This is a genomic window from Paenibacillus sp. GYB004, from assembly GCF_036577605.1.
GTDB classification, from domain to species: Bacteria; Bacillota; Bacilli; order Paenibacillales; family NBRC-103111; genus Paenibacillus_AB; species Paenibacillus_AB oceani.
Genome location: NZ_JARBDB010000035.1, coordinates 65,894 through 86,988, shown reverse-complemented (window position 1 = coordinate 86,988; position 21,095 = coordinate 65,894). Strand labels below are relative to the sequence as shown.

Genomic DNA, 21,095 nt, shown 5'->3' with positions numbered 1-21,095 from the left:
GGGCGGGAGCAGACGAAGGCGGGTTTTCGTTCCGTCGAAGAGCGATACGATGTCGTGGTGTGCGGCGGCGGATTGGCGGGTTTCTCCGCAGCCGTCGCCGCGGCCCGTCACGGCGCGAAGGTGTGTCTCGTGCAGGACCGGCCGGTGTTCGGCGGCAACAGCTCGTCGGAAATACGCGTTCCCCCGCAAGGAGCGGCCAGCTTCCATGCGTACGCACGGGAAACCGGCATCATCTCCGAGCTGCTGATCGAGGAGAGGGCGCGCAACCACGAGAATCCGACGTGGGACAACGGATACATCAACAGCGTCTGGGATATGGTTATGTACGATATGGCGATGCACACGCCGAATCTGACGTTCCGGCTGAATTCGACGGTTACCGATGTAAGGATGCGGGATGAACGGTCGGTGGAAGCCGTGATCGCCCGCGTCAGCCACGCGGAGACCGAGCTGACGTTATACGCGGATACGTTCGTCGATTGTACCGGCGACGGTATCGTAGCCGCGTTAGCCGGCTGCGAATGGAGGCTCGGGACGGAGAGCCGGGACGAATTCGGCGAGCCGCACGCGCCGGAGCAAGCCAGCGATGCGGTCATGGGCAATTCGATTCACTTCAAAGCGAAGGATGTCGGCTATCCGGTGCCGTTTACCGCTCCGGACTGGGCGGTCCGCTACGACAACCCGGACTTTTTCTATAAGCAGGGCAGATGGCCGAGCGATGTGCGAAGCGGGTTCTGGTGGATCGAGCTGTCCGTGCCATGGCATACGATCTACGACAACGAGACGCTCCGGCACGAATTAACCCGGCACGTATTAGGCGTCTGGGACTGGATCAAAAACCGGGACCCGCGGCTGAAGGAGGAAGCGAGGACGTACGCGCTCGACTGGATCGGGCAAGTGCCCGGCAAGCGGGAAAGCCGGAGAATCGTCGGCGAATACTTGATGACCGAGCACGATCCTTTGCAGAAGACGGTATTCCCGGACGAGGTCGCCTACGGCGGCTGGTTTATCGATTTGCATGAGCCTGGAGGACTTCTCGCTCCGTTCAGCGAACATTCTGCTATAGAGGGAAATTCCGGAACTTCCTACATGTCGAAAAGTTATGTCGGACCGTACGGAATCCCGCTGCGCATCTTGATTGCGAACAAGATGAATAATGTGATGATGGCCGGCCGGAACGTCAGCGTCACTCATGCGGCGCTCGGCACGGTGCGCGTCATGGGGACGACGGCGGTGATGGGGCAGGCGGCGGGGACGGCTGCCGCCCTGGCGATTCGCGCCGGCATCCCGGTGCGCGACGTTCCGGAGCGGGCGATCGGCGATGTCCAGCAGGCGCTGCTGCGCGACGGGTGTTTCCTGCCGAACGTCGTGAACGAGGATGAGCGCGATCTGGCCAGACGGGCCGAGGTCCGTGCTAGCAGCGAAGCGGTTCTGGCCGGCGCACTTCCTCCGCCGGACGGGGAAGACCGGCCGGCTGCACAGCCGCTAACGCACAGGAGAGGCCAATGGATCTGCGTCGGCGCGGATCGTGTGGAGGTGTTGACCGTATGTCTGGCCAACGGGTCGGGCGCCGCTCAGACCGTGGAAGCCCGGTTATATGCCGCGGAGCATATATGGGATTACCGGGTCGAGCCGGGAGAGCCGCTCGCAGCGGCCACGCTCACGGTACCGCCGGGAGAGGAGCAATGGGTGGAATGGCCGGTCGGCATCGACGTATCGCAGCTCCGGGGAAGCTATATCCGCCTGGATCTGCTGGCGAATCCGCTCGTCGGCTGGCACGCTGCGGCCGCGATCCAGCCCGGGCATGTAAGCGCCTACGAGATCGGCAACGGTCTGATGCGGCGGTTCGGAAGCGGGACGACGATGAGCTTCCGCATCTCGCCGTCCCAGGCGTGTTACGGGGCGGACAACATCCGCAGCGGCGTCACCCGCCCTTACCGGAGCACGAACTTGTGGCGCTCCGACCCGTCCGAGTCTGACGCCCCTTGGCTGGAGCTGACATGGGCGGAGCCGGTGGAGATCGGGCGGATCGAGCTGACCTTTCCCTGCCAGCTGCTTCGCGACTACCGGAACTATCCGGGCCTCTACCGCGATCCGGAATGTCCGAAGGATGTTGCGGCAGAAGCGTTCGTAGACGGCAGCTGGACCGGGATCGGGGCGATCGCCGACAATTATCAGCGGATGCGGTCGATCGTTCCGGAACGCCCGGTCCGGACGGAACGGCTGCGAATCACCGTTCGTTCCACGAATGGCGATCCGTCTGCGGGGATTTATGAAGTCAGGTGTTATCCTACTTCCTAGAAAGTGGTGAACCGCGTGAGTATGCTGGACAATAAAGTGGTGCTGATCACCGGCGGTTTAGGCGCTTTGGGCCGGTCGGCCGCGCGCATGTTTCTGGCAAGAGGAGCGGCGGTGTTCATCTGCGACCGCGCTTCTCTTGCGGCATTTCCGGAGATCGGAGCGTTGGAAGCGCGGTACGGGGACAAGCGGTTCGCCTTCATGCAGGCCGACCTGTGCGACGAACGGCAGGTGATGGACGTCGTAGCTGAAGTCGAACGCCGCTTCGGCAGGCTGGACGGGACGTATCATAATGTGTTCGCGAATGTGTGGAAGCCTGCGCTTGAGATCACGCTGACGGAATGGGAGGATACGATCCGGGGGACGCTGACGAGCACGTTCCTGGTTAATAAATACGCGCTCGCCCTGATGATCCGCTCGGGCGGCGGATCGATCGTCAATACGTCCTCGATTCTCGGGGAGATCGTGTCGGAGGGCTGTCTGGCTTATGGAGCCGGCAAAGCGGCGATCCATCAGTTTACGAAAGTGCTGGCTGCCGATTACGCGTCATACGGGATACGCGCGAATGTGCTCGTTCCCGGCGATTTCAGGGCGAAGGAAGATTTCGCGCGCCAATCCGAGAAGGAAAAAGAAGCAATTCGCAGCCGAACCTGGCTGGGCCGCAGCGGCAGTGCCGACGAGATTAACGAGATGGCCGCCTTTTTGTTGTCGGACGCTTCCTCTTATATAACCGGCTCGATTTATAAAGTGGATGGAGGGTTTCATGCATGACGCCAAAAACGATAGAATGCAAATTTACAGAGGATGAGACCAGGAGATGGGAGACGCTGCAGGCGGAACAACTGGTCGATGTCGTCAGCGGCGGTCAGGTGCAGCAACCGACGCGGGTGATGACGTGCTGGGACGGGGATGCGGTTTATTTCCGGTTCGAATGTGTCGATGATCATACGGTCGCCGATTATACGCAACGCGACGATCCGTTGTACGAACAGGATGTAGTGGAAGTATTCATAGATGAAGAGGGGACGGGGCGGCATTATATCGAGCTGGAGCTCAGCCCCTTGAACGTAGTGTTCGATGCCCGCGTGGACAACGAGGACGGGCGGATTCGCGTACATACGGAGTGGGATGCGGACGGAATGGAGACGAAGGTATGGAACGAAGGCGATCTTCGGCTCTACGAGATCCGCTTGCCGTTCATCCATTTTAGCCGGCGGCCGGAATCGGGGACGTTGTGGCGCATCAACTTTTACAGAATCGACGAGGACCGGGACAATAAACGGTATTACCAGGCATGGTCGCCGACGGGGGCGGTCAATTACCATATTCCGTCGCGATTCGGAACGTTACGGTTCGTCAAGTAACATTACGCCATGGGGGAGGAGACGGGGCAAATCATGAAATCCTTCTTGTATCACGAGCATACGAGGGAAGAACTAACGGCCAAAGCCAAACAGGGTTATATGGCCGTCGTTCCGCTGGCGGCAACGGAACAGCACGGGCCGCATCTCCCCGTATACACCGACAGCCTGATCTGCGGGCATATCGCGAACGGAGCGGCGCTTCGTGCGGCCTCTTCGGTTCCGCTCCTGCTCTGTCCGCTCATCCCGATCGGCTGCTCGCATCATCATCTCGCCTTCGGAGGAACGCTGAGCTTCTCTTCGGCAACTTATGTGCGGATGCTACGGGATATCGGGGAAAGCCTCGTCGCGAACGGGTTCCGTAAAATCGTATTCCTTAACGGCCACGGCGGAAACGATCCGATCATGCAGCAGACGGCGAGCGATCTGGCCGTCTCGCATCCGATCTGGACCGCCTCGGCTTCCTACTGGAGCGTTGCGAAGGAAGCGCTTCGGCTCGCCGATGCGGAGCAAGTCGGCATGGTGCCGGGCCATGCGGGAGGGTTCGAGACTTCGGCGATACTGGCCTTGCGCGAGGAACTGGTTCATACCGACAGGGCTGCCGGGGAACATCCCCAGCGTCCCTGGATTCTTTCGGGGCCGCCCGGAACATTTATTGGCAGGCATGGAGAACTGACCGGAGCGGACGGATATACCGATTCCCCGCACCGGGCAACTGCGGAGAAAGGGCGCGCTTATTTGGATGTAATCAGCCGTAGCGTCGCCGAATGGCTCGTCCGGACGTATCAATCGATGGAGACCGGGGAGAGAAGCTTGGCTGTGAATGGAAAGCAGGAAAATGGCATATAAGCCAAGAACATACAAAGGGGAGGACGAGCCGCAGCTCGTCGCTCCCCTTCACTGAACGTACCGGGCTTATGCTTTCAGCTTGGCGATCACGTCGATTTCGACAAGCAAGTCGAAATTGAGTTCGCAATAGACGAGTGTGCGCGCCGGGTAAGGGCAGGGGAAGAGGCGGGCGTAAATTTGGTTGAACAGCTCGTAGTGTTCCCGCTTGCATAGATATACGTTGACCTTTACCACGTCCCGCAGCGTTAATCCGGATTGAGACAAGATGCGTTCAATGTTCTGGACGGTTACGATCGTCTGATGTTCCAGATCGTCCGCCGTAATATCGCCTGTATGCGGATCCACTCCCCCTTGCCCGGATACGAACAGCAGCGATTCCGTAGGCGTAGCAGACGAGAAGGGAACTTCATCCATTCCGTATTTTTGTAATTTCGTATCCAATGCTCATGATCCTCTCCGCGGAAAAGGTGTACGTATCCGATTGGCCCCGGGGAGGCGAGACGGCCGGTTTCCGCTTACTTCCGCCCCGTTCCTCCTCCGAGGGACCGATATCTACCAGCCTAAAGCTTTGCGGGTCTCGAGAGCTTTGGTGTTGTAAGCCTCGATCGCCGGGAACACGGTGCTGATATTGCCGCCTTCGCGGATCAGTTTATCGATGGAAGCGTTGACCTTGCCGGCCAAATCGCCAAGATTGACGGTGCGCGGATCGCTGGAGAAGCAGCACATTTTGGCGGACAATTGCAGCGCCTCGACGTTTTTGCCTTTCCAGAGCGGCACCTCGCCGAAATATTTCTCCAACACAGGATCTTTGACGAACGCGCTGGAGCCGGTTTCAATCATCGTTTTCTGGGCTTCGATATCGAACAGGAAGCTGATGTACAGGAACGCTTCCTCTTTATGTTTGGACGCTTTCGGAATCGAGATCGGGCCTGCCTGATGAATCGTCGCCTGCATCTTTTTGCCCTTCGGCATCGGCAGAACGTCCCACTCGAACTTCGCTTTCTGAATCGTCTCCAGCATCCAGTCCGCGCCGAGCATGAACAGGACATTGCCTTTTATGAAAGCTTCTTCCGCTACGGCAGGTATGCCCAAATCTTTTTGCTCTTGAACGGTAGGCTGGACGTGCCATTTGTTCGTCAAATCCTGAACCCATTTGAAGTCTTCCTGAATGGCCGGCGTATGGGCGACGCTCTGGGAAGAGTCCTTGTTCATATACCGGTAGTTATCGGCGCTTCCATTGGCCATCGTCAGGATGCTCGTAAATTCATGGCCCATGCCGACCATGCCCCAATCGTTTGCCGCCGTATTCGTCGCTTTTTTGGCCATCTCGAGGAAGTCGTTATACGTCCAATCGTTTTTGGGCATCGTCATTCCGTATTTCTTCATCAAATCTTTGTTGACGATGATCCACATCGGAATGTCGGAGAAGGGGACGGTCCACTGTTTGCCGCCGGTTGCGAACGATTCCAGCAAGTTATCGATCTTGTTCGCGCTTTGAATTCTTTGATCTTTCTTGATGTAAGGAGTCAAATCTTCCAGAAGATCGCCGCTCATCCATTCCGACAACCCGTTGTCGAGAAAGACGAGGTCGGCGGGATCGCCGGCTATGACGTTTTTGATGATGCCTCCGTTGATCTTCGTACTGGCGTCGATCGTAATCCAAGGGTATTTCTCGGTGAACTTGTCGAACAGCTTCTGGAAAGGTCCTGCGTTCCAGGTTAATACTTTTAAAGTAACCGGGTCCTTTTTCTCAGGTGCGGCGGTATTCGGAGTCGGGGTGTTGCCGGTCGGATCGGCAGGTTTCCCGGAGCTTCCGCCGGAACAAGCGGCTAATAAAGGCAGGAAGGTGAGGACCAGGATGAACGTGCTGATCAGCGCGAATTGCCGTGAACGCTTTTTACGGAATTTCATTGGATCGCCTCCACATATCGATTCGAGTGACACCCAGTTTTCATCATTACATAACCCTTATCTGCGACAGTGATCGTCGCGGTTCATCCAGATGGTTACAATCCCGCAATCCCCCCTACATATCATTCGCATATTCGGATAGTAAGCGCATACATCTCGGGTTTTCTGAACGATTCGGAATATGGAGCCGGATCAAGCGAGAAGCGGAACCGCTCATCGAAAACGCTTCGGACGAAAGCTTTTCTTTCTCGATTTTATCACGAACATTTCTCAAGTCAAGAAATAAATTTCATGTATACGATAAATAGAAAAATGATATGCGCGAAAAAAAGTGATTCACCGTATATATATGTAATAATATTTGTGTTTACGTGATTATATTATTTTGCTATGATTTATTCATGTATAGGAAAAGTTTTTAAGATTTGAATGTGGGGGTAGGTCCGTATGGGAAGCGTTGCATTCAACCACGTGTACAAGTACTACAAGGGGGAAGCGAATCCGTCGGTTAACGATTTTCATCTGGATGTAGCCGACGGGGAGTTCCTTGTCCTGGTCGGACCTTCGGGATGCGGCAAGTCCACGACCCTCCGGATGCTCGCCGGCCTGGAGGAAGTATCGCAGGGCGATATATACATAGACGGCAAATTCATCAACTACGTATCCCCGAAAAATCGCGATATTGCAATGGTTTTCCAAAACTATGCCCTGTATCCGAATATGACCGTGTTTGAAAATATGGCTTTGGGCTTGCAGCTTCATAAGGTGGCGAAGCACGAGATCGAGCAGCGGGTCAGCCGGGCGGCCAAGATGCTGGAGATCTCGCATTTCCTGGCGAAGCGGCCCGGTCAGCTGTCCGGCGGACAGAAGCAGCGCGTAGCGTTGGGGCGCGCCCTCGTGCGGGAGCCGCAAGTGTTTCTGATGGATGAGCCGCTCTCGAACCTGGACGCCAAGCTCCGGACGCAGACCCGTGTGGAAATCAGCAAGCTGCACAGCGAGCTGCGAACGACGATGGTGTATGTCACCCACGATCAGACGGAAGCGATGACGATGGGAACGCGGATCGTCGTGATGGAGAAAGGCAAGATCCAGCAGGTGGCCCCGCCCCAGCACTTGTACGACCATCCGAACAACATGTTCGTAGCCGGATTTATCGGCACCCCGCAGATGAACTTTATACCGGGGGCGATCGTATCGGAACACAACGTCTTTTATTTTGAGAACAGGCGGCTGAAAATACGGGTGCCGGAAAGCCGCTGCGCCCAAATTATCGCAGCCCGGACGAATTTGCGCCAAGTCGTGCTCGGCATCCGGCCGGAATATGTGCTGAGCGAGTCTTGGGCGCTCGAACAGTATCCGGATTGGCGAGTAAGCGCCATCGTCGATTCGAGGGAACCGATGGGCTCCAACACGTTTCTGCATGCCAAGTCGGGGGACGATACGTTCATCTCGCGAGCGGAAGCGCATACACCGATTCAGCCCGGCGATACGGTATCGCTTGTCGTGCGTATGGATCGGGCGCATTTCTTCGACTCGGAAAGCGGAGTTGCCTTTGCGGCGCAGGGGGATCTTCGATTATGAGCCGGCGCTGGAGAAGAAGCGGACGTATCTTGTTCGGCACGTTAGCCGTGTGCGGGATCGCATGGATCTTCTGGCGCTCGTCATCTACGGAGCCGGCCAGCTTCCCGGTTGTCGCCCAGTCGGACATCCGTTTGTCTGCCGCGGCCGCGGACCGGCAGCCGGTCCCTTACGTGTTGTGGCAGCGCAGCGGCGAATTCAGCCGGTTCCAGCCGGCCGGGACATCGGGGGCCCGCGTGCTCGCGGCCGAATACAGCGGGATGTCGCCGGATGCCGGCGTCCAGCGCCGCCGGGATGACGCGAAGAAGGCGGACATCGTGGAATGGACCCATGCGAAAGGCTGGCTCGAATGGAACGTGGAGGTGCCGGAGGACGGACTGTACGATCTGATGATCGAGTATGCGCCTATGAAAGGAAGCTTCTCGGAGATCGTCCGGGGCGTACAGATCGACGGCAAGTATCCGTTCGCCGAAGCGGGGCGGATCGTACTGGACCGGCAGTGGAGAGACGCCAAGTACCCGTACGACCGCAATGGGATCGGCAATGAGATCCGTCCGGTGCAGGAGGAAAGAAGCGGCTGGCAGACCGCACGCGTAACCGACTATTCGCTCTCCTCGGAGCCGCTGCGCTGGGCGCTGACCAAGGGCCCGCATACGATCCGGCTGGTCGGAGTGAAAGAACCGGTTGCCTTGTATTCGCTTACACTCGCTTCGCCCGAGAAGCTGCCGGCTTACGCCGAATACGCCGGCCGGCATCCGGCCGGCAGCGGGCCGCAGAAGGACTGGTATCAGCGGTACGAAGCGGAGCAATTTCTGCAGAAGTCTGCGGTCAGCACCCGAACGATAAGCGTGGCGGAGCCGCTGGTCTCCCCGGACGCGAAAGGCAAAATAACGTACAACGCGCTCGGAGGCACTTCGTGGGAGAAGGCGGGCCAGTCGGTCGAGTGGGAGATTGCCGTACCGGAGACCGGATATTACGCGATCGATCTGAAATATTTTCAAGGCTATAACGGGAATGCGTCCGTGTACCGGACGGTGCTGATCGACGATCAGGTACCGTTCCGGGAAATGCTGCATTACCGCTTCGCCCCGAACCGCGCTTTGGAGATCAAGCCGCTTGCGGACCCGGACGGAGAGCCGTACTTGTTCCATCTGACCGAGGGCACGCACCGGCTTAAGCTGGTCGCGGATAATTCGCTCGTCCGTCCTGCGGTCGAGGCGTTGCATGAAATTAGACAACGGGTCATGTCGATCGAGAAGGAGATCCGGGCGATCTCCGGCAACTACGGCTTCGGCGCCGATCAGAACATCGACACCGCGCGGACATGGGAGATTAAGAAATTCGATCCGGAGATCGAAAACAAGCTGCAATCCGTCAACGATGAGATGGAGGTCGTCCGCGACTACTTGCTCGGACTGAACCAGGCGGTTACCGATCCGACTACGGCTCTGAGCGCGCTGATCGACCTGGTCCGGTCGCTGAAGCAAGACGTCAACGAGATTCCGAATCAGGTGACTGCCTTCTCGGATATCGTGTCAGGCATCGGCACCTGGATCAAACCGGTGGAAAGCCAGGCGCTGCAGCTCGATTATATCGTCGTGCGAACCCCGCAGACGAACCCGCCGTTCCAGATCCCGAACGGTTGGGACAAGGTGCGGTATACGGCGGTGAACTTCGCCCGCTCCTTCTTCGAGAATTACGATACGAACGAGCTGAACGACGAGAACGCCCTGACGATCTGGGTGCAGCGCGGACGGGACTACGTCGATTTGCTGCAATCGCTGATCGAGCAGGAATTTACCCCGCAGACGGGCATTAAAGTGAATGTGAATCTGATCCCGAATCAGAACGTGCTGTTGATGGGCAATGCGGCAGGCGATCAGCCGGATCTGGCGCTTGGCGTCGGGATGGAGACGCCGGTCGACTTCGCCATGCGCGGTGCGGCGGAAGACTTGTCGCAGTATGACGGGTTCGAGGAAGTGCTCAAACGGTTCAATCCCGGGATCATGCGATCGTATAACTACGGAGGGGGCGTATACGGGCTGCCGGAGACCCAGACGTACAACATGATGTTTTACCGGACCGACATCTTCGAGCAGTTGGGCATCGAGCCGCCGGATACGTGGGACGATCTGATGCGTTTGCTGCCGACCTTGCAGGAGAGAGGCATGTCGTTTAAATATCCGAGAAAAATCGACGGTACGATCCACTCCAACTTGACGACGTCGGGCGCCTACAGCCTGCACTATGCGCTGCCCTTTTATCAGCAGGGAGCGGAGTTTTATACGGAAGACGGCTTGCAGACGGAGCTGACCAGCACGGAGGGGCTGGCCGCGTTCAAGCAATATACGGAGTGGTTCAGCAAATACAGCCTGCCGCAGGAAGTTCCGGCCTTCATCAACCATTTCCGGTATGGGGATATGCCGATCGGGATCAGCGATTTTATGCTGAACATTCAACTGACGGTCGCCGCTCCCGAGCTCGCCGGACACTGGAAGATGGTTCCCGTCCCGGGCACCCGGCAGCCGGACGGCACCGTGGTGCGATGGGCGCCGCAGGAAACGACGTCGGCTTTTATGATGAAGCAGAGCAAGCGCAAGGAAGAGGCGTGGAAGTTTCTGGAGTGGTGGACGTCGGGTAGCGTCCAGAGCCGGTACGGCAACGATATCGAATCGTATGCCGGCATCGAGTACCGCTGGTATACGGCGAACGTGGCCGCGATGCAGACGCTGCCCTGGTCCGAAGACGACTTGAAGGCGCTGAACGAACAAGACCGGTGGGCCAAAAACGTGCCGTACGTTCCGGGTTATTATTTTCTGACCCGCGAGATGGATTTTGCCTGGATCAATACGGTCATCGGAGGAAAACCGGCCCGGGAGACGCTCGGCAAATCCGAAATGTCGCTGCAGCGGGAAATGAGGCGCAAGCAGGAGGAGTTCGGTCTCACGCCGGACGACAATCTGCAAGTAACGCCATACAACCAGCCTTACGGAAGGGAGTAACCTATGGAACCCGTACAACTGTCCAACGCCGTTACGCTGCCGCCGGGCGGGCCGAGAACCCCGGCTCCTAAGACGATAGCGAGAATCAAACGATTTTTACGGGAATGCTGGCGCGACCGATTGTCGTATTTGTTTCTGGCTCCCTTCCTCATTTGCTTTGCCTGTTTTATTATCGTTCCGGTGCTGATGGCGGCTTTGCTTAGCGTCACTTCCTTTAACGGAATCGAGTTTCCGCGATTTATTGGGGCGAGCAACTTCGTCTACATGTTGACGCAGGACATCGTATTTATGAAATACACGCTTCCGAATACGCTGAAGTTCGCGATCATCGTCGGGCCCGGCGGTTATGTGCTGTCGTTCGTGTTCGCCTGGCTCATTCATCAGCTGCCCTCCGGCATCCGCGATTACTTCACGCTGGCGCTGTATGCGCCGTCCATGGTCGGGGGAGTGGCGCTGTCGGTCGTCTGGGCGGCTACGTTCAGCGGCGACCGGGTCGGGTATTTGAACAATGTGCTGATGCGTCTCGGGTTCATCGAATCGCCGCATCTATGGCTGCAGGACCCGAGATATTTGATGACCATCATGATTGTCGTGACGTTGTGGACCAGTATGGGGGTCGGGTTTCTCGCCATGCTTGGCGGGCTGCAAACCGTGAACAAGGAGCTGTACGAAGCGGGCAGAATCGACGGGATCAAGAACAGCTTGCAGGAAGTGTACTATATCACGATTCCGGCGATGAAGCCGCAGATGCTGTTCAGCGCGGTCATGGCGATCGTCGGCACGCTGAAGGCGGGGGCGATCTCGACCCAGCTTACGGGACTGACGATTACGCCGGACTATGCCGGACACCTCATCACGAACCATATCGACGACTATGCTTATTTGCGGTATGAATGGGGTTACGCTTCCTCGTTGTCCGTCGTGCTGCTGATCATGAGCTATGGCCTGATGAAGCTTAGCTACAAGCTGTTCGGATCGAAGGGGGAATAGCGGAATGCTGCTTTCGATTCGCAAGCTCTCGTTCTCCCGGGTAGTGCTGGTCGGATTCCTTGCCGCTGTGGCCGCGTTTATGCTCGTGCCGATTGTTTTTTTGTTTAATAACGCCTTCAAGCCGTTAAACGAGCTGTTTTTGTTTCCGCCTACGATCTTCGTCAAGCACCCGACGATGCGCAATTTCGAACAATTGCTGCTTCATACGTCGGCCGGACTCGTTCCGGCGACGCGGTACTTGTTCAACAGCGTACTCGTTTCGGCGGTGTCCACCGTGTCCGTCATCCTCGTCAGCACGATGGCCGGTTATGTGCTTGCGAAGCACCGGTTTCATTTTAAAACGGCCATAATGGCCTTCATCATGATCGCGCTTATGTTCGCTCCGGAGACCGTAGCGATCCCCCGCTATCTCGTCGTAAGCAGTCTGGGGCTGAAAAATACGTATCTCGCTCATATTTTGCCGTTTATCGCTTCGCCGGTCGCGGTGTTCCTGATGAAGCAATTTATCGACCAAATCCCGGACTCCTTGCTGGAAGCGGCCAAGCTGGACGGCGCCGGCGATCTGTACATCTTCTCGCGCATCGTGATTCCGCTCACGGCGCCTGCGGTGGCAACGGTCACTATCATTACGTTTCAGGCCGTATATCTGGATGTGGAAACCTCGACGCTGTACACGACAAAAGAAACGATGAAGACGCTGGCCTTTTATGTGACCAGCCTCACGACGAACGTCCCCGGCGTTGCGGCGGCCAGCATGGCGGCGGCGGTCGGACTGCTGATGTTTTTGCCGAATCTGATCCTGTTCCTGCTGTTCCAGCGGAAAATGATCGAAACGATGCTGCATTCGGGTGTGAAGTAATATGGGGAAAAAGAGAGGGCTTCCGATGATCCGACGCGCCGCATCCGGTTGGATGATAACCACTGTGACTATGCTCACCGTCTTATGTCTGCTCGGCTTGCTGGTCCCGCAGGCGGCATGGGCCAAGCTGCCCTACAGCACCTATTATGTCGATCCGGTCACCGGCGGGATGAATCAGATTCAGCCTTTATATGTACCGGACCGCATCATCGACGGCAACTCGATGAAGAAGCCGTTCTCCGCGCCAAGCGACCTGTTCATAGCGGGCAACGACCACGTCTACATCGCCGACACGGGGAACGATCGCATCGTCGAGCTCGGTCCGTCCGGACAATTCATCCGTACGATCGGCGAGGAGGAGGGGCCGGGCAAGCTGAGCCGTCCGGAGGGCGTGTTCGTCGCTGCAGACGGTACGATCTACGCGGCCAATACCGCCGGGGAGACGATTGTCCAATATGCGCCGGACGGCAGCCTGTTGAAGGTGTTCGCCAAGCCGGACTCCAGCGTGCTGGGGAAAGACTACTTTTTTATTCCGACCAAACTGGTTGTGGATAACCGCGGGTTTCTGTATGTCGTCATAAAAGACACCTATCAGGGCTTGCTGCGGATGAATCCGGAAGGCGAGTTTACCGGGTTTTTCGGGGCGAACAAAGCGAAGCTGAGTTGGATGGACCGGCTGAAGCGGACGGTGCTCAACCAGGTGCAGCTGGCTCAGGAGGTCGCGAAGCGCCCGGACTCGATCGCAAACGTCACCTTGTCCGAAGACGGCTTTTTGTTCACAACGACCGCAACCGCACTTAACGACGGGCAGATCAAAAAGCTGAACGCCGGAGGCTCCGACGCGTTCAAAAACAAAGAGTTCGGGGAAACGCAGCTGGTCGATATGACCGTGGACGGCCACGGCTTTTTGTACGGGATGAACCGGCAGTTTAATGAAATCTCGATCTACGACCCGATGGGCGGCGTTTTGTTTTATTTCAGCGAGGGTGACAAAAACGCCCGGCAGATCGGGGTAACGAGCTTTGCCAGCAGTATCGCAATCAATGGACGAAACGAAATATGGCTGGCCGACAGCCGCTCCAATCTGATTCACGTCTTTAAGCGAACGAGCTTCGGCGACGCTTTTATGACGGCGGCCCATCATTACTACGAGGGCGATTATGTCAAAAGCAAGGCGTACTGGGAAGAAGTCGTCCGTCAGAACGGGATGCTCAACATCTCGTTTAACGGATTGGGCAAAATCGCCCTGCACGAGAAACGGTATGACGACGCGCTGTATTATTTCAAGCAATCGTACGACCCCGAAGGATATTCGGACGCCTTCTGGAATTTGCGGTACGAATGGATTCAGGACCACTTCTTCATAGCGGCTCTGGCAACGGCTGCCGGGATCGGAGCGCTCGTTTTTCTCGGGAGGAAGGGAAGGGCGTTCGTCCACAGCCGGACATGGCCCCGGGGGTTGGAGCGTTATACGGCCGAGCTTAAGGATGCGATTTATTTGATTTTCCATCCGTATGAAGGGTTTTACCGGTTGAAGGACCGGCAAATTTCCTGGTTCGTGCTGCTGCTGATCGGCTCTCTTGCCGTCGGGGTCCATCTGCTGTCCATATTCGGTTCCGGTTTTATCGCGTATCCGTTCGATCTCGGCAGCTATAACCTGAAATGGTCTTTGGGCCTGCTCCTGGTGCCGTGGGCGACGTGGGTAATCGCGAACTACCTGGTCAGCTCCGTGAAGGGCGGGGAAGGGCGGTTTCGCGAAGTGCTGCAGGCCAGCACCTATGCGATCGTTCCTTATATGGTGATGCAGATCCCGGCGATTGCGCTCTCCAACGTCGCCGTGCTCGAAGAATGGATATTGATCGACCTGATTCATCAGCTCATGTGGATCTGGATCGTACTGCTGCTGTTCGTTATGACCCAGGTCATTCATAATTTCGATTTTACCGAAGCGATCAAAAATGCAGGCATCACCGTATTTACGATCGGGGTTATGTGGGTGTTTGCGGTCATCATGACCGGGCTCGGTATGAACCTGTACGATTTTCTGGAACAGATCTACCGGGAGGTGACGTTTAATGGTTAGACGGTTATGGTCTGTGCATCCGAAAAGGCGCATCCAACTGATCGCGGCAGCTGCGGCGGTTCTGGCGATCGTACTGCTGTGGGCGTTAAACCGGGATACGCTGCCGAAGCTGGAAGCGATGAACATCGAGATTCCTGCCGCCGCTAGGCTGTCCGTAGCGCAAGGGGAGGATTGGAAGCCGGCGGCGGTCGATCCGGATGGCTACGCGACGGTGGCGGAGAACAGCCGATTCTCGCTGCGGCTCGATCCGAAGACGAGTCAAATCGCTGTGCTGAACAAACCAAACGGCTACTTGTGGCGAAGCAACCCGCCGGCCGGCCAACTTGCCGGGGAGACGGTAAAAGGGACGCTGCTGGAAAATATGCAGTCCCCCTATATTCTCGAATACACGTCGGGAACGGAGACGAAACGTTCGGTCACGAATGCGCTCGATCCGAAAATGACGACCCGGTACACCCGGATCGGAACGGACGGCATTCAGGTAACCTATACCCACACTGAGCTGCACATCTCTTTCGTGCTGCAGTACCGGATAACCGACAGCGGGTTCGAAGTGTCCGTCCCCAGCTCGGGAATTGCCGAAACGGGAGAAGCCCGATTGTTTGCGCTTAATGTGCTGCCTTTTTTCGGAGCCGTTTCGAAGGCGGAAGAGACCGGTTATTTATTCGTCCCGGACGGTCCCGGGGGGCTCGTCTATTATGACCGCAAGCGGCCGACGATCGGAACCGTCTATGAGTTCCCGATCTACGGGGAAGACCCGTCGCATCTGAAAGAGCGGGAGAGGAAGACGCCGCGCGAGCAGATCGGTTTTCCGGTATTCGGCCTGAAGCGAGGAACGCAAGCGTTCGCCGCGATCGTCAAGGAGGGGCAGTATACCGCCTCGGTCAAAGCGGTCCTGCCCGGCAACATTTCGAGCTACAATACGGTGAGCGCCAACTTCAGCTATAGGCAGGAGTACGGGCGCAAAGTGAGCGGGATTACGAAGGATGTCGTCGGCACGATTCAAAAAAACCGGAATGAGGACGACCGGCGCGTGGAATACCGGCTGTTGTCCGGCGATGCCGCAAGCTACGTCGGGATGGCGCAGGCGTATCGCGCTTATCTGAAGGAAGATGGCGTGCTCGCCGCCGGGCTGAAACCGGTCGATCAAATCCCGATGCAGCTGTCGTTTATAGGCGGAGCGACGAAGCCCCGATTCGGCGGCAGCCGATACGAGACGGCGACCACGTTCGCACAAGCGGAGAGCATGGTGGACGAACTGATGCGGCTGGGTGCGGGCAACATCCGCGTGACGTATCAGGGCTGGCAGCATAGCGGGTTCGCCCGGTCCGATCAGCGTTTCCCCGTCGTGCAGGAGATTGGAGGAACCGAGGGAGCCAAGCGATTCATCCAGGCGATGCATGAGAAAGGAATCCAGGTGCTGTTCGAGGATTATATGACGTGGAAACTTCCGGATTATACCCGCTTCCAAGTCAAGTCGGACGGCATCCGCGGGATCGATACGGCCGTCTTGCAAGACCGCAATGGCCGGTTTATCGTCGATCCGGTGAAGGCCGTACGCGGGCAAAAAGACGTCGTCGACCGGTTGAAGGAGCTCGGCGCGGACGGTATCCATTACGTCGAGGGACCCGGCGATCAAGTGTTCAGCGACTTCAATCCTTCCTCTCCCCTGGCGAGAAAGGATACCGCCTACTACTACCGGGAGCTGCTTGATTATGTCCGCGACCGGCTGGGGGCGGTCGGAGTGGTCCGGGGCAACGACTATTCGCTCGGGCGCGTCAGCTTTATCGAAGAGCTGCCGTTCAGCTCCAGCTACGACCTGATGATCGACGAGACGGTGCCTTTTTATCCGATGGCGCTCCATGGGTCGGTAGAATATACGTCGGCGGCCGGCAATTTGCGGGACGTGTATGACGAGCAGCTGCTGAAAGCGATCGAATACGGTGCCGTTCCGTATTTCAGGCTGACCTACTCGGAAAGCCGCGTCTTGAAGGACACCGATTACAGCCATATATACAGCGGGGAATATGCGGTCTGGAAAGACCGGATCATCGAGGAGTACCGGAAGTTCAATCAGCTCGCTGCCGTCTACCATCAGCCGATGACCGGTCACGAGCGGGTCTCGGAAGGGGTCTACAAGACGACCTATGCCGACGGAACGAGCGTGACCGTCAATTACAATACGAAACGATTCGACGTAACGAAAGGAGGAGGAGCCTAGATGGTCGGCAAGACGGAACGGCGCCTGGGGTACATCAAGCTTCTCCTGAAAGATTACGGAATCGGGTATTTGTTCATGCTGCCGTGGCTGGTCGGTTTTGCATGGTTCGTCGCGTTTCCGGTCGGCTGGTCGCTCTACAACAGCTTCAATAAAGTAACGCCTTCCAGCGGCAGCTTCAAGTACGAGTGGGTGGGACTCGACAATTACAAGCGAATGCTGGTGACGGATAACGCTTATCCGATCGTTCTGTTCTCTTTGTTTCAGGAGATGCTGATGATCATTCCGCTCATCCTGATCTTTTCGTTTTTCGTATCGCTGCTGCTGAATCAGAAGTTTCCCGGCCGGGGGCTGATGCGGGCGATCTTTTTTCTCCCGGTCTTATTTGCGACTGGGCAGGTGCTGCTGGAGCTGTTCGCGCAAGGCGCGGGGGAGATGCCGTTTCTCGAGCAGTACAACGTGGCTGCGATCGTCCAGCAGTATTTCAGCGAACGGACGGCGGCTACCGTGATGAATGTGCTGAGCCGGGCGGTTATTATATTATGGTACTCGGGCGTGCAAATTCTCATTTTCTTAGCCGGTTTCCAGACGATATCCAGATCGATCTATGAAGCGATTCGGGTAGACGGCGCTTCCCCGTGGGAAAGCTTCTGGAAGATTACGTTTCCCGGCATGCTGCCCTTTATCGGGTTAAACGCCGTATTTACGATCGTCGATCTGTTCACGTTCCCGTTTAACCCCGTGCTGCAAATTGTCAAAAACAATATGTTCTCCCCGACCACGGGATACGGATATGCGAGCGCTCAGGCGTGGTTGTATTTCCTTCTAATCCTGATCCTGCTTGGCGTGACCGTGGGGCTGACGTATCGGGCGACGAAAGGAAGGGGCGAGCTGCGATGAGGTTGACGGAGCGATACCGGCAAGTGAGGCTGGAGGCGGTGCGATTCACGGAGAGCCGCCGGGCGCAGCGGGTGGGCAAGCTGCTGCTCGGTCCAAACGTGAATGACGGATACGTGGCAAAAACGGTGATCATCGTCCTGTTGTCGGTCATCGCTTTCCTTTACTTGAAACCGATTATTTACATGGTATCCACCAGCGTGAAAAGTTTGGAAGACTTGATCGATCCCGTAGTCGGACTGATTCCGCGGAGCCTGCACAGCCAAAATTATATCGATGCGTGGAGAGGGCTCCGATACCCGGAAGCGTTTACCAACACATTTATTATCGCTTTTTTCGGTTCCTTGTTCCAGGTGCTCTCCTGCGCTCTTACCGGGTATGCGCTGGCCCGCCTCCGGTTTCCGGGGAAATCGCTCTTTTTCGTCTTGATTTTGATAACGTTCCTCGTTCCGCCGGAAATTACGATTATCCCGCTGTATATGATTTTCAACAAGCTCGGCTGGCTGAACACGCCGCTCGTTTTTCTGGTGCCGGCTATACTGGGCCAAGGGATGCGCGGGGCATTGTTCATTATCATCTTCCGGCAGTTTTTCCTGTCCCAGCCGAAAGCGCTGGAGGAAGCGGCCAAGATGGACGGGGCATCCGTGTTCCGGTTGTTTTTCCGGATCATGATGCCGCTCGCCGGCTCCGCCTGCCTTGTCGTGTTTCTGTTCTCGTTCGTCTGGTATTGGAATATGCATTTCGAGCCGTCGATGTTTCTCAGCAAAGACTTCATTCCGCTGTCGCTGCGCCTGAACGAGCTGTCGACCGAGCTGCTCGGGAACAAGTCGCTGAGCTTAAGCGTAGCCGTCGGAAAAGATCCGGTCTCGGAAGGGCCCAAGATGGCCGCCGCGTTTCTGATTATTTTGCCGCCGCTGCTCGTTTATTTCATCGCACAGCGCTGGTTTACGGAAGGAATCGAGCGTACGGGGCTGGTCGAATAGGACGGCACGGCGCGTTGCGTCAAAAGGGGGGCTCAACTCAACAGTCAGGCCGCGATGATTCGGGCCCCGCTTAGAACCGGTTTGACTGGAGAAAAAGGACCTCGGCCTCCACATTACAGTGGAGTTTGAGGTCCTTGTCCTTTCGATTGGGAAATGGGGATGTTCCCTGACATGCGAGTATTTCCGGGACAGCCCCGAAGCGGGGCGGGTGAGGGCGGCGAAGCGGAGTCGCCCCCTCCGCGCCTGTTAATTTTGGCGGTATACCTTGTTGCTAAGCTCCTCGCACGAGCGTCTGATCCAATCGTGCACGTTCCCCCACACCTCGCCGGTAATGCGCACGACCGGGATCGAGATGCTGATCGAGGCGACCGCACGGTCGTCCATATCTTTGACCGCCCCGGCGACACAGTGTACGCCGTCAACCGTCTCGCCCATGTTGTAGCCGAATTCCTGCTTGCGGACTTTGTCCAGCTCCTTGAGCAAGTCCGAGAAGGAGGAGATCGTCTTGCTCGTCACTTTCTCCAATTCGTCGGACGGGTACAAGGCGCGCAGTTCCTCCGCCGACAGATCGGCCAGCAAAATTTTGCCCGACGCGGTGGCATGCAGGGGCAGCGTTACGCCGAGACTCGGATTAAACCGGAGCGAATGCGTGCTCACCTTTTCTCCGATATATAAAAGCTGATTGCCGGTTCTTATCGATAAACTGACCGTCTCGTTCAGATTGTGGATAATCTTCTCGGCGATGTAGTTGAATTCTCCGGTTAAGCTGGCGTTGCGCATATAGCCGGAACGAATCGCAAACAATTTGTAGCCGATGCGAAACTGCTTGCCGGACCGGTCTGTCTCCAAATATCCGCGGCTGAGCATGTTTTGCAAAATCAGATACGTGCTGCTGGAAGGCATGTTCAGATTTTTGGATATTTCCGTCAAATTGTACGAATCTTTCTCTCCGGTGAACAATTCGAAAATATCCAGGACGCGATCGGCAGATTTAACTTTTGGCGCTTGTTGTTCCATTGGATTCACCCTCCATAGAAAAGATTTCATAAATATGAAATCTATAATGATTCTATCGTATTTGCTTCAAATTGTCGACATCATTATTTGGCCGTTGCAGGCAGGCCCGGGCCTATTCGGAAACCGGGGACTGTCCGCGAAAAGCAGACAGGCCGGTGCATCGTATGGATTGACAACTTACTGGTAAATGTAGTATAGTGGGATATGGAAATGGAATTTTTTGAAATTCGCATATCGATAATTGTTATCATCCGTCATTATGGTACCTTTATCAATATGTGAATTTTTTTCGTTGCAGATGTTCCTGATCGTTCAATCGCTTCTGCTTTGAACCGGATTCCAGGCTTCTGTCGTAAAAAACAGAACATGTTAGTTTATTCAGAAAGGAGCGATTTCCATGCAAACGGGAACTGTAAAGTGGTTCAACTCTGAAAAAGGGTACGGCTTTATCGAAGTGGAAGGCGGAAATGACGTTTTCGTTCATTTCAGCGCCATCGTCGGCGAAGGCTACAAGTCGCTTGACGAAGGTCAACAAGTTCAATTCAATGTGGTACAAGGCAACCGCGGACCGCAAGCTGAGAACGTTGTGAAGCTGTAACACCGGACAAGAGTAGTAAAAGCTGCCCTGCCTCGTTGTATGGGCGGCTTTTTTTCATACAGAAAGGGTCCACTACAATCGGAAGGGGTACGTGAGAGAGATGAACAAACGCAGACGGTTTACGGAAGAGCTGCCGCTCGAGGAAACGGAAATCTGGTCCTGTACGAAAGAAGGTTGCAACGGATGGATGAGAGACGACTTTGCTTTCGAGAGCACGCCCACTTGCCGCCTTTGTTTGTCGCCGATGACTCGCGCTTTAAAGATGATCCCTGTGGTGTCGAATTCTAACGGAAACCTGAAACCGTTCAAAGCGGAATAGAACCCTACGATCAAGAGGTCCGGACGGACATTCGTGTTACCCGAAAATCCTTTTCTTCCTTAGTAACGGACGAAGAGGATTTTTTTGATGATTTATGTAAGCGGTTTAAGCTATAATACAACCATACTGCCT

Annotated in this window: 17 protein-coding genes; 14 read left to right on the top strand and 3 right to left on the bottom strand. The window is 56.2% G+C overall.

What is annotated here, in order from left to right; translation table 11 throughout:
• Positions 1–54: 54 nt before the first annotated feature.
• From PV433_RS15190 to PV433_RS15175, 4 genes are read left to right on the top strand one after another with little or no spacing between them, the layout of a single operon-like run.
• Positions 55–2,301, top strand: a complete 2,247-nt coding sequence (locus PV433_RS15190; RefSeq protein ID WP_332072924.1) for an FAD-dependent oxidoreductase — start codon at positions 55–57, stop codon at positions 2,299–2,301.
• Between the two features lie 21 nt (positions 2,302–2,322).
• Positions 2,323–3,069 (top strand): SDR family NAD(P)-dependent oxidoreductase, encoded by a 747-nt coding sequence (locus tag PV433_RS15185; RefSeq protein ID WP_332073077.1) that lies wholly within the window; start codon positions 2,323–2,325, stop codon positions 3,067–3,069.
• A complete protein-coding gene (locus tag PV433_RS15180) occupies positions 3,066–3,662 on the top strand; it encodes a carbohydrate-binding family 9-like protein (RefSeq protein ID WP_332072923.1) in 597 nt (198 codons plus the stop codon). Before PV433_RS15185 ends, PV433_RS15180 begins: the two co-directional genes overlap by 4 nt.
• A gap of 33 nt (positions 3,663–3,695) precedes the next feature.
• Positions 3,696–4,508, top strand: coding sequence for a creatininase family protein (locus tag PV433_RS15175; RefSeq protein ID WP_332072922.1), 813 nt, complete (start codon positions 3,696–3,698; stop codon positions 4,506–4,508).
• A gap of 66 nt (positions 4,509–4,574) precedes the next feature.
• On the opposite strand, the gene PV433_RS15170 is transcribed toward PV433_RS15175, so the two are convergent.
• The gene (locus PV433_RS15170; RefSeq protein ID WP_190926361.1) at positions 4,575–4,949 is read right to left on the bottom strand and encodes a RidA family protein; all 375 of its coding nucleotides are present in this window, start codon (positions 4,947–4,949) and stop codon (positions 4,575–4,577) included.
• A gap of 111 nt (positions 4,950–5,060) precedes the next feature.
• The gene (locus PV433_RS15165) at positions 5,061–6,419 is read right to left on the bottom strand and encodes an ABC transporter substrate-binding protein (protein ID WP_332072921.1); all 1,359 of its coding nucleotides are present in this window, start codon (positions 6,417–6,419) and stop codon (positions 5,061–5,063) included.
• 447 nt (positions 6,420–6,866) lie between these two features.
• Here PV433_RS15165 and PV433_RS15160 point away from each other — a divergent pair, with 447 nt between their 5' ends.
• The 8 genes from PV433_RS15160 to PV433_RS15125 are packed head-to-tail and all read left to right on the top strand — an operon-like array spanning position 6,867 to position 19,029.
• Positions 6,867–8,000: an ABC transporter ATP-binding protein gene (locus tag PV433_RS15160; protein WP_332072920.1), complete on the top strand. Its 1,134-nt coding sequence runs from the start codon at positions 6,867–6,869 to the stop codon at positions 7,998–8,000.
• Positions 7,997–10,999: an extracellular solute-binding protein gene (locus tag PV433_RS15155; RefSeq protein ID WP_332072919.1), complete on the top strand. Its 3,003-nt coding sequence runs from the start codon at positions 7,997–7,999 to the stop codon at positions 10,997–10,999. The genes PV433_RS15160 and PV433_RS15155 overlap by 4 nt, the downstream gene beginning before the upstream one ends.
• A gap of 3 nt (positions 11,000–11,002) precedes the next feature.
• Positions 11,003–11,989: a carbohydrate ABC transporter permease gene (locus tag PV433_RS15150; protein WP_332072918.1), complete on the top strand. Its 987-nt coding sequence runs from the start codon at positions 11,003–11,005 to the stop codon at positions 11,987–11,989.
• A 4-nt stretch (positions 11,990–11,993) separates the two neighbouring features.
• Complete coding sequence (locus PV433_RS15145; RefSeq protein ID WP_332072917.1) at positions 11,994–12,848, top strand: carbohydrate ABC transporter permease; 855 nt, start codon at positions 11,994–11,996, stop codon at positions 12,846–12,848.
• A 25-nt stretch (positions 12,849–12,873) separates the two neighbouring features.
• Complete coding sequence (locus PV433_RS15140) at positions 12,874–14,931, top strand: YIP1 family protein (protein ID WP_332072916.1); 2,058 nt, start codon at positions 12,874–12,876, stop codon at positions 14,929–14,931.
• Entirely contained in the window at positions 14,924–17,152 is a 2,229-nt protein-coding gene (locus tag PV433_RS15135; RefSeq protein ID WP_332072915.1) for a DUF5696 domain-containing protein, read from the top strand. Before PV433_RS15140 ends, PV433_RS15135 begins: the two co-directional genes overlap by 8 nt.
• On the top strand, positions 17,153–18,049 hold the full coding sequence (locus tag PV433_RS15130; RefSeq protein ID WP_332072914.1) for a carbohydrate ABC transporter permease: 897 nt from the start codon (positions 17,153–17,155) through the stop codon (positions 18,047–18,049). It abuts the gene before it with no gap.
• Positions 18,046–19,029, top strand: coding sequence for a carbohydrate ABC transporter permease (locus tag PV433_RS15125; protein ID WP_332072913.1), 984 nt, complete (start codon positions 18,046–18,048; stop codon positions 19,027–19,029). The genes PV433_RS15130 and PV433_RS15125 overlap by 4 nt, the downstream gene beginning before the upstream one ends.
• A gap of 246 nt (positions 19,030–19,275) precedes the next feature.
• On the opposite strand, the gene PV433_RS15120 is transcribed toward PV433_RS15125, so the two are convergent.
• Positions 19,276–20,046, bottom strand: a complete 771-nt coding sequence (locus PV433_RS15120; RefSeq protein ID WP_332072912.1) for an IclR family transcriptional regulator — start codon at positions 20,044–20,046, stop codon at positions 19,276–19,278.
• 397 nt (positions 20,047–20,443) lie between these two features.
• Between PV433_RS15120 and PV433_RS15115 the strand changes: the two genes are divergently transcribed.
• Entirely contained in the window at positions 20,444–20,644 is a 201-nt protein-coding gene (locus PV433_RS15115) for a cold-shock protein (RefSeq protein ID WP_332072911.1), read from the top strand.
• Between the two features lie 100 nt (positions 20,645–20,744).
• A complete protein-coding gene (locus PV433_RS15110; protein WP_332072910.1) occupies positions 20,745–20,963 on the top strand; it encodes a cold-inducible protein YdjO-related protein in 219 nt (72 codons plus the stop codon).
• Positions 20,964–21,095: the final 132 nt, after the last annotated feature.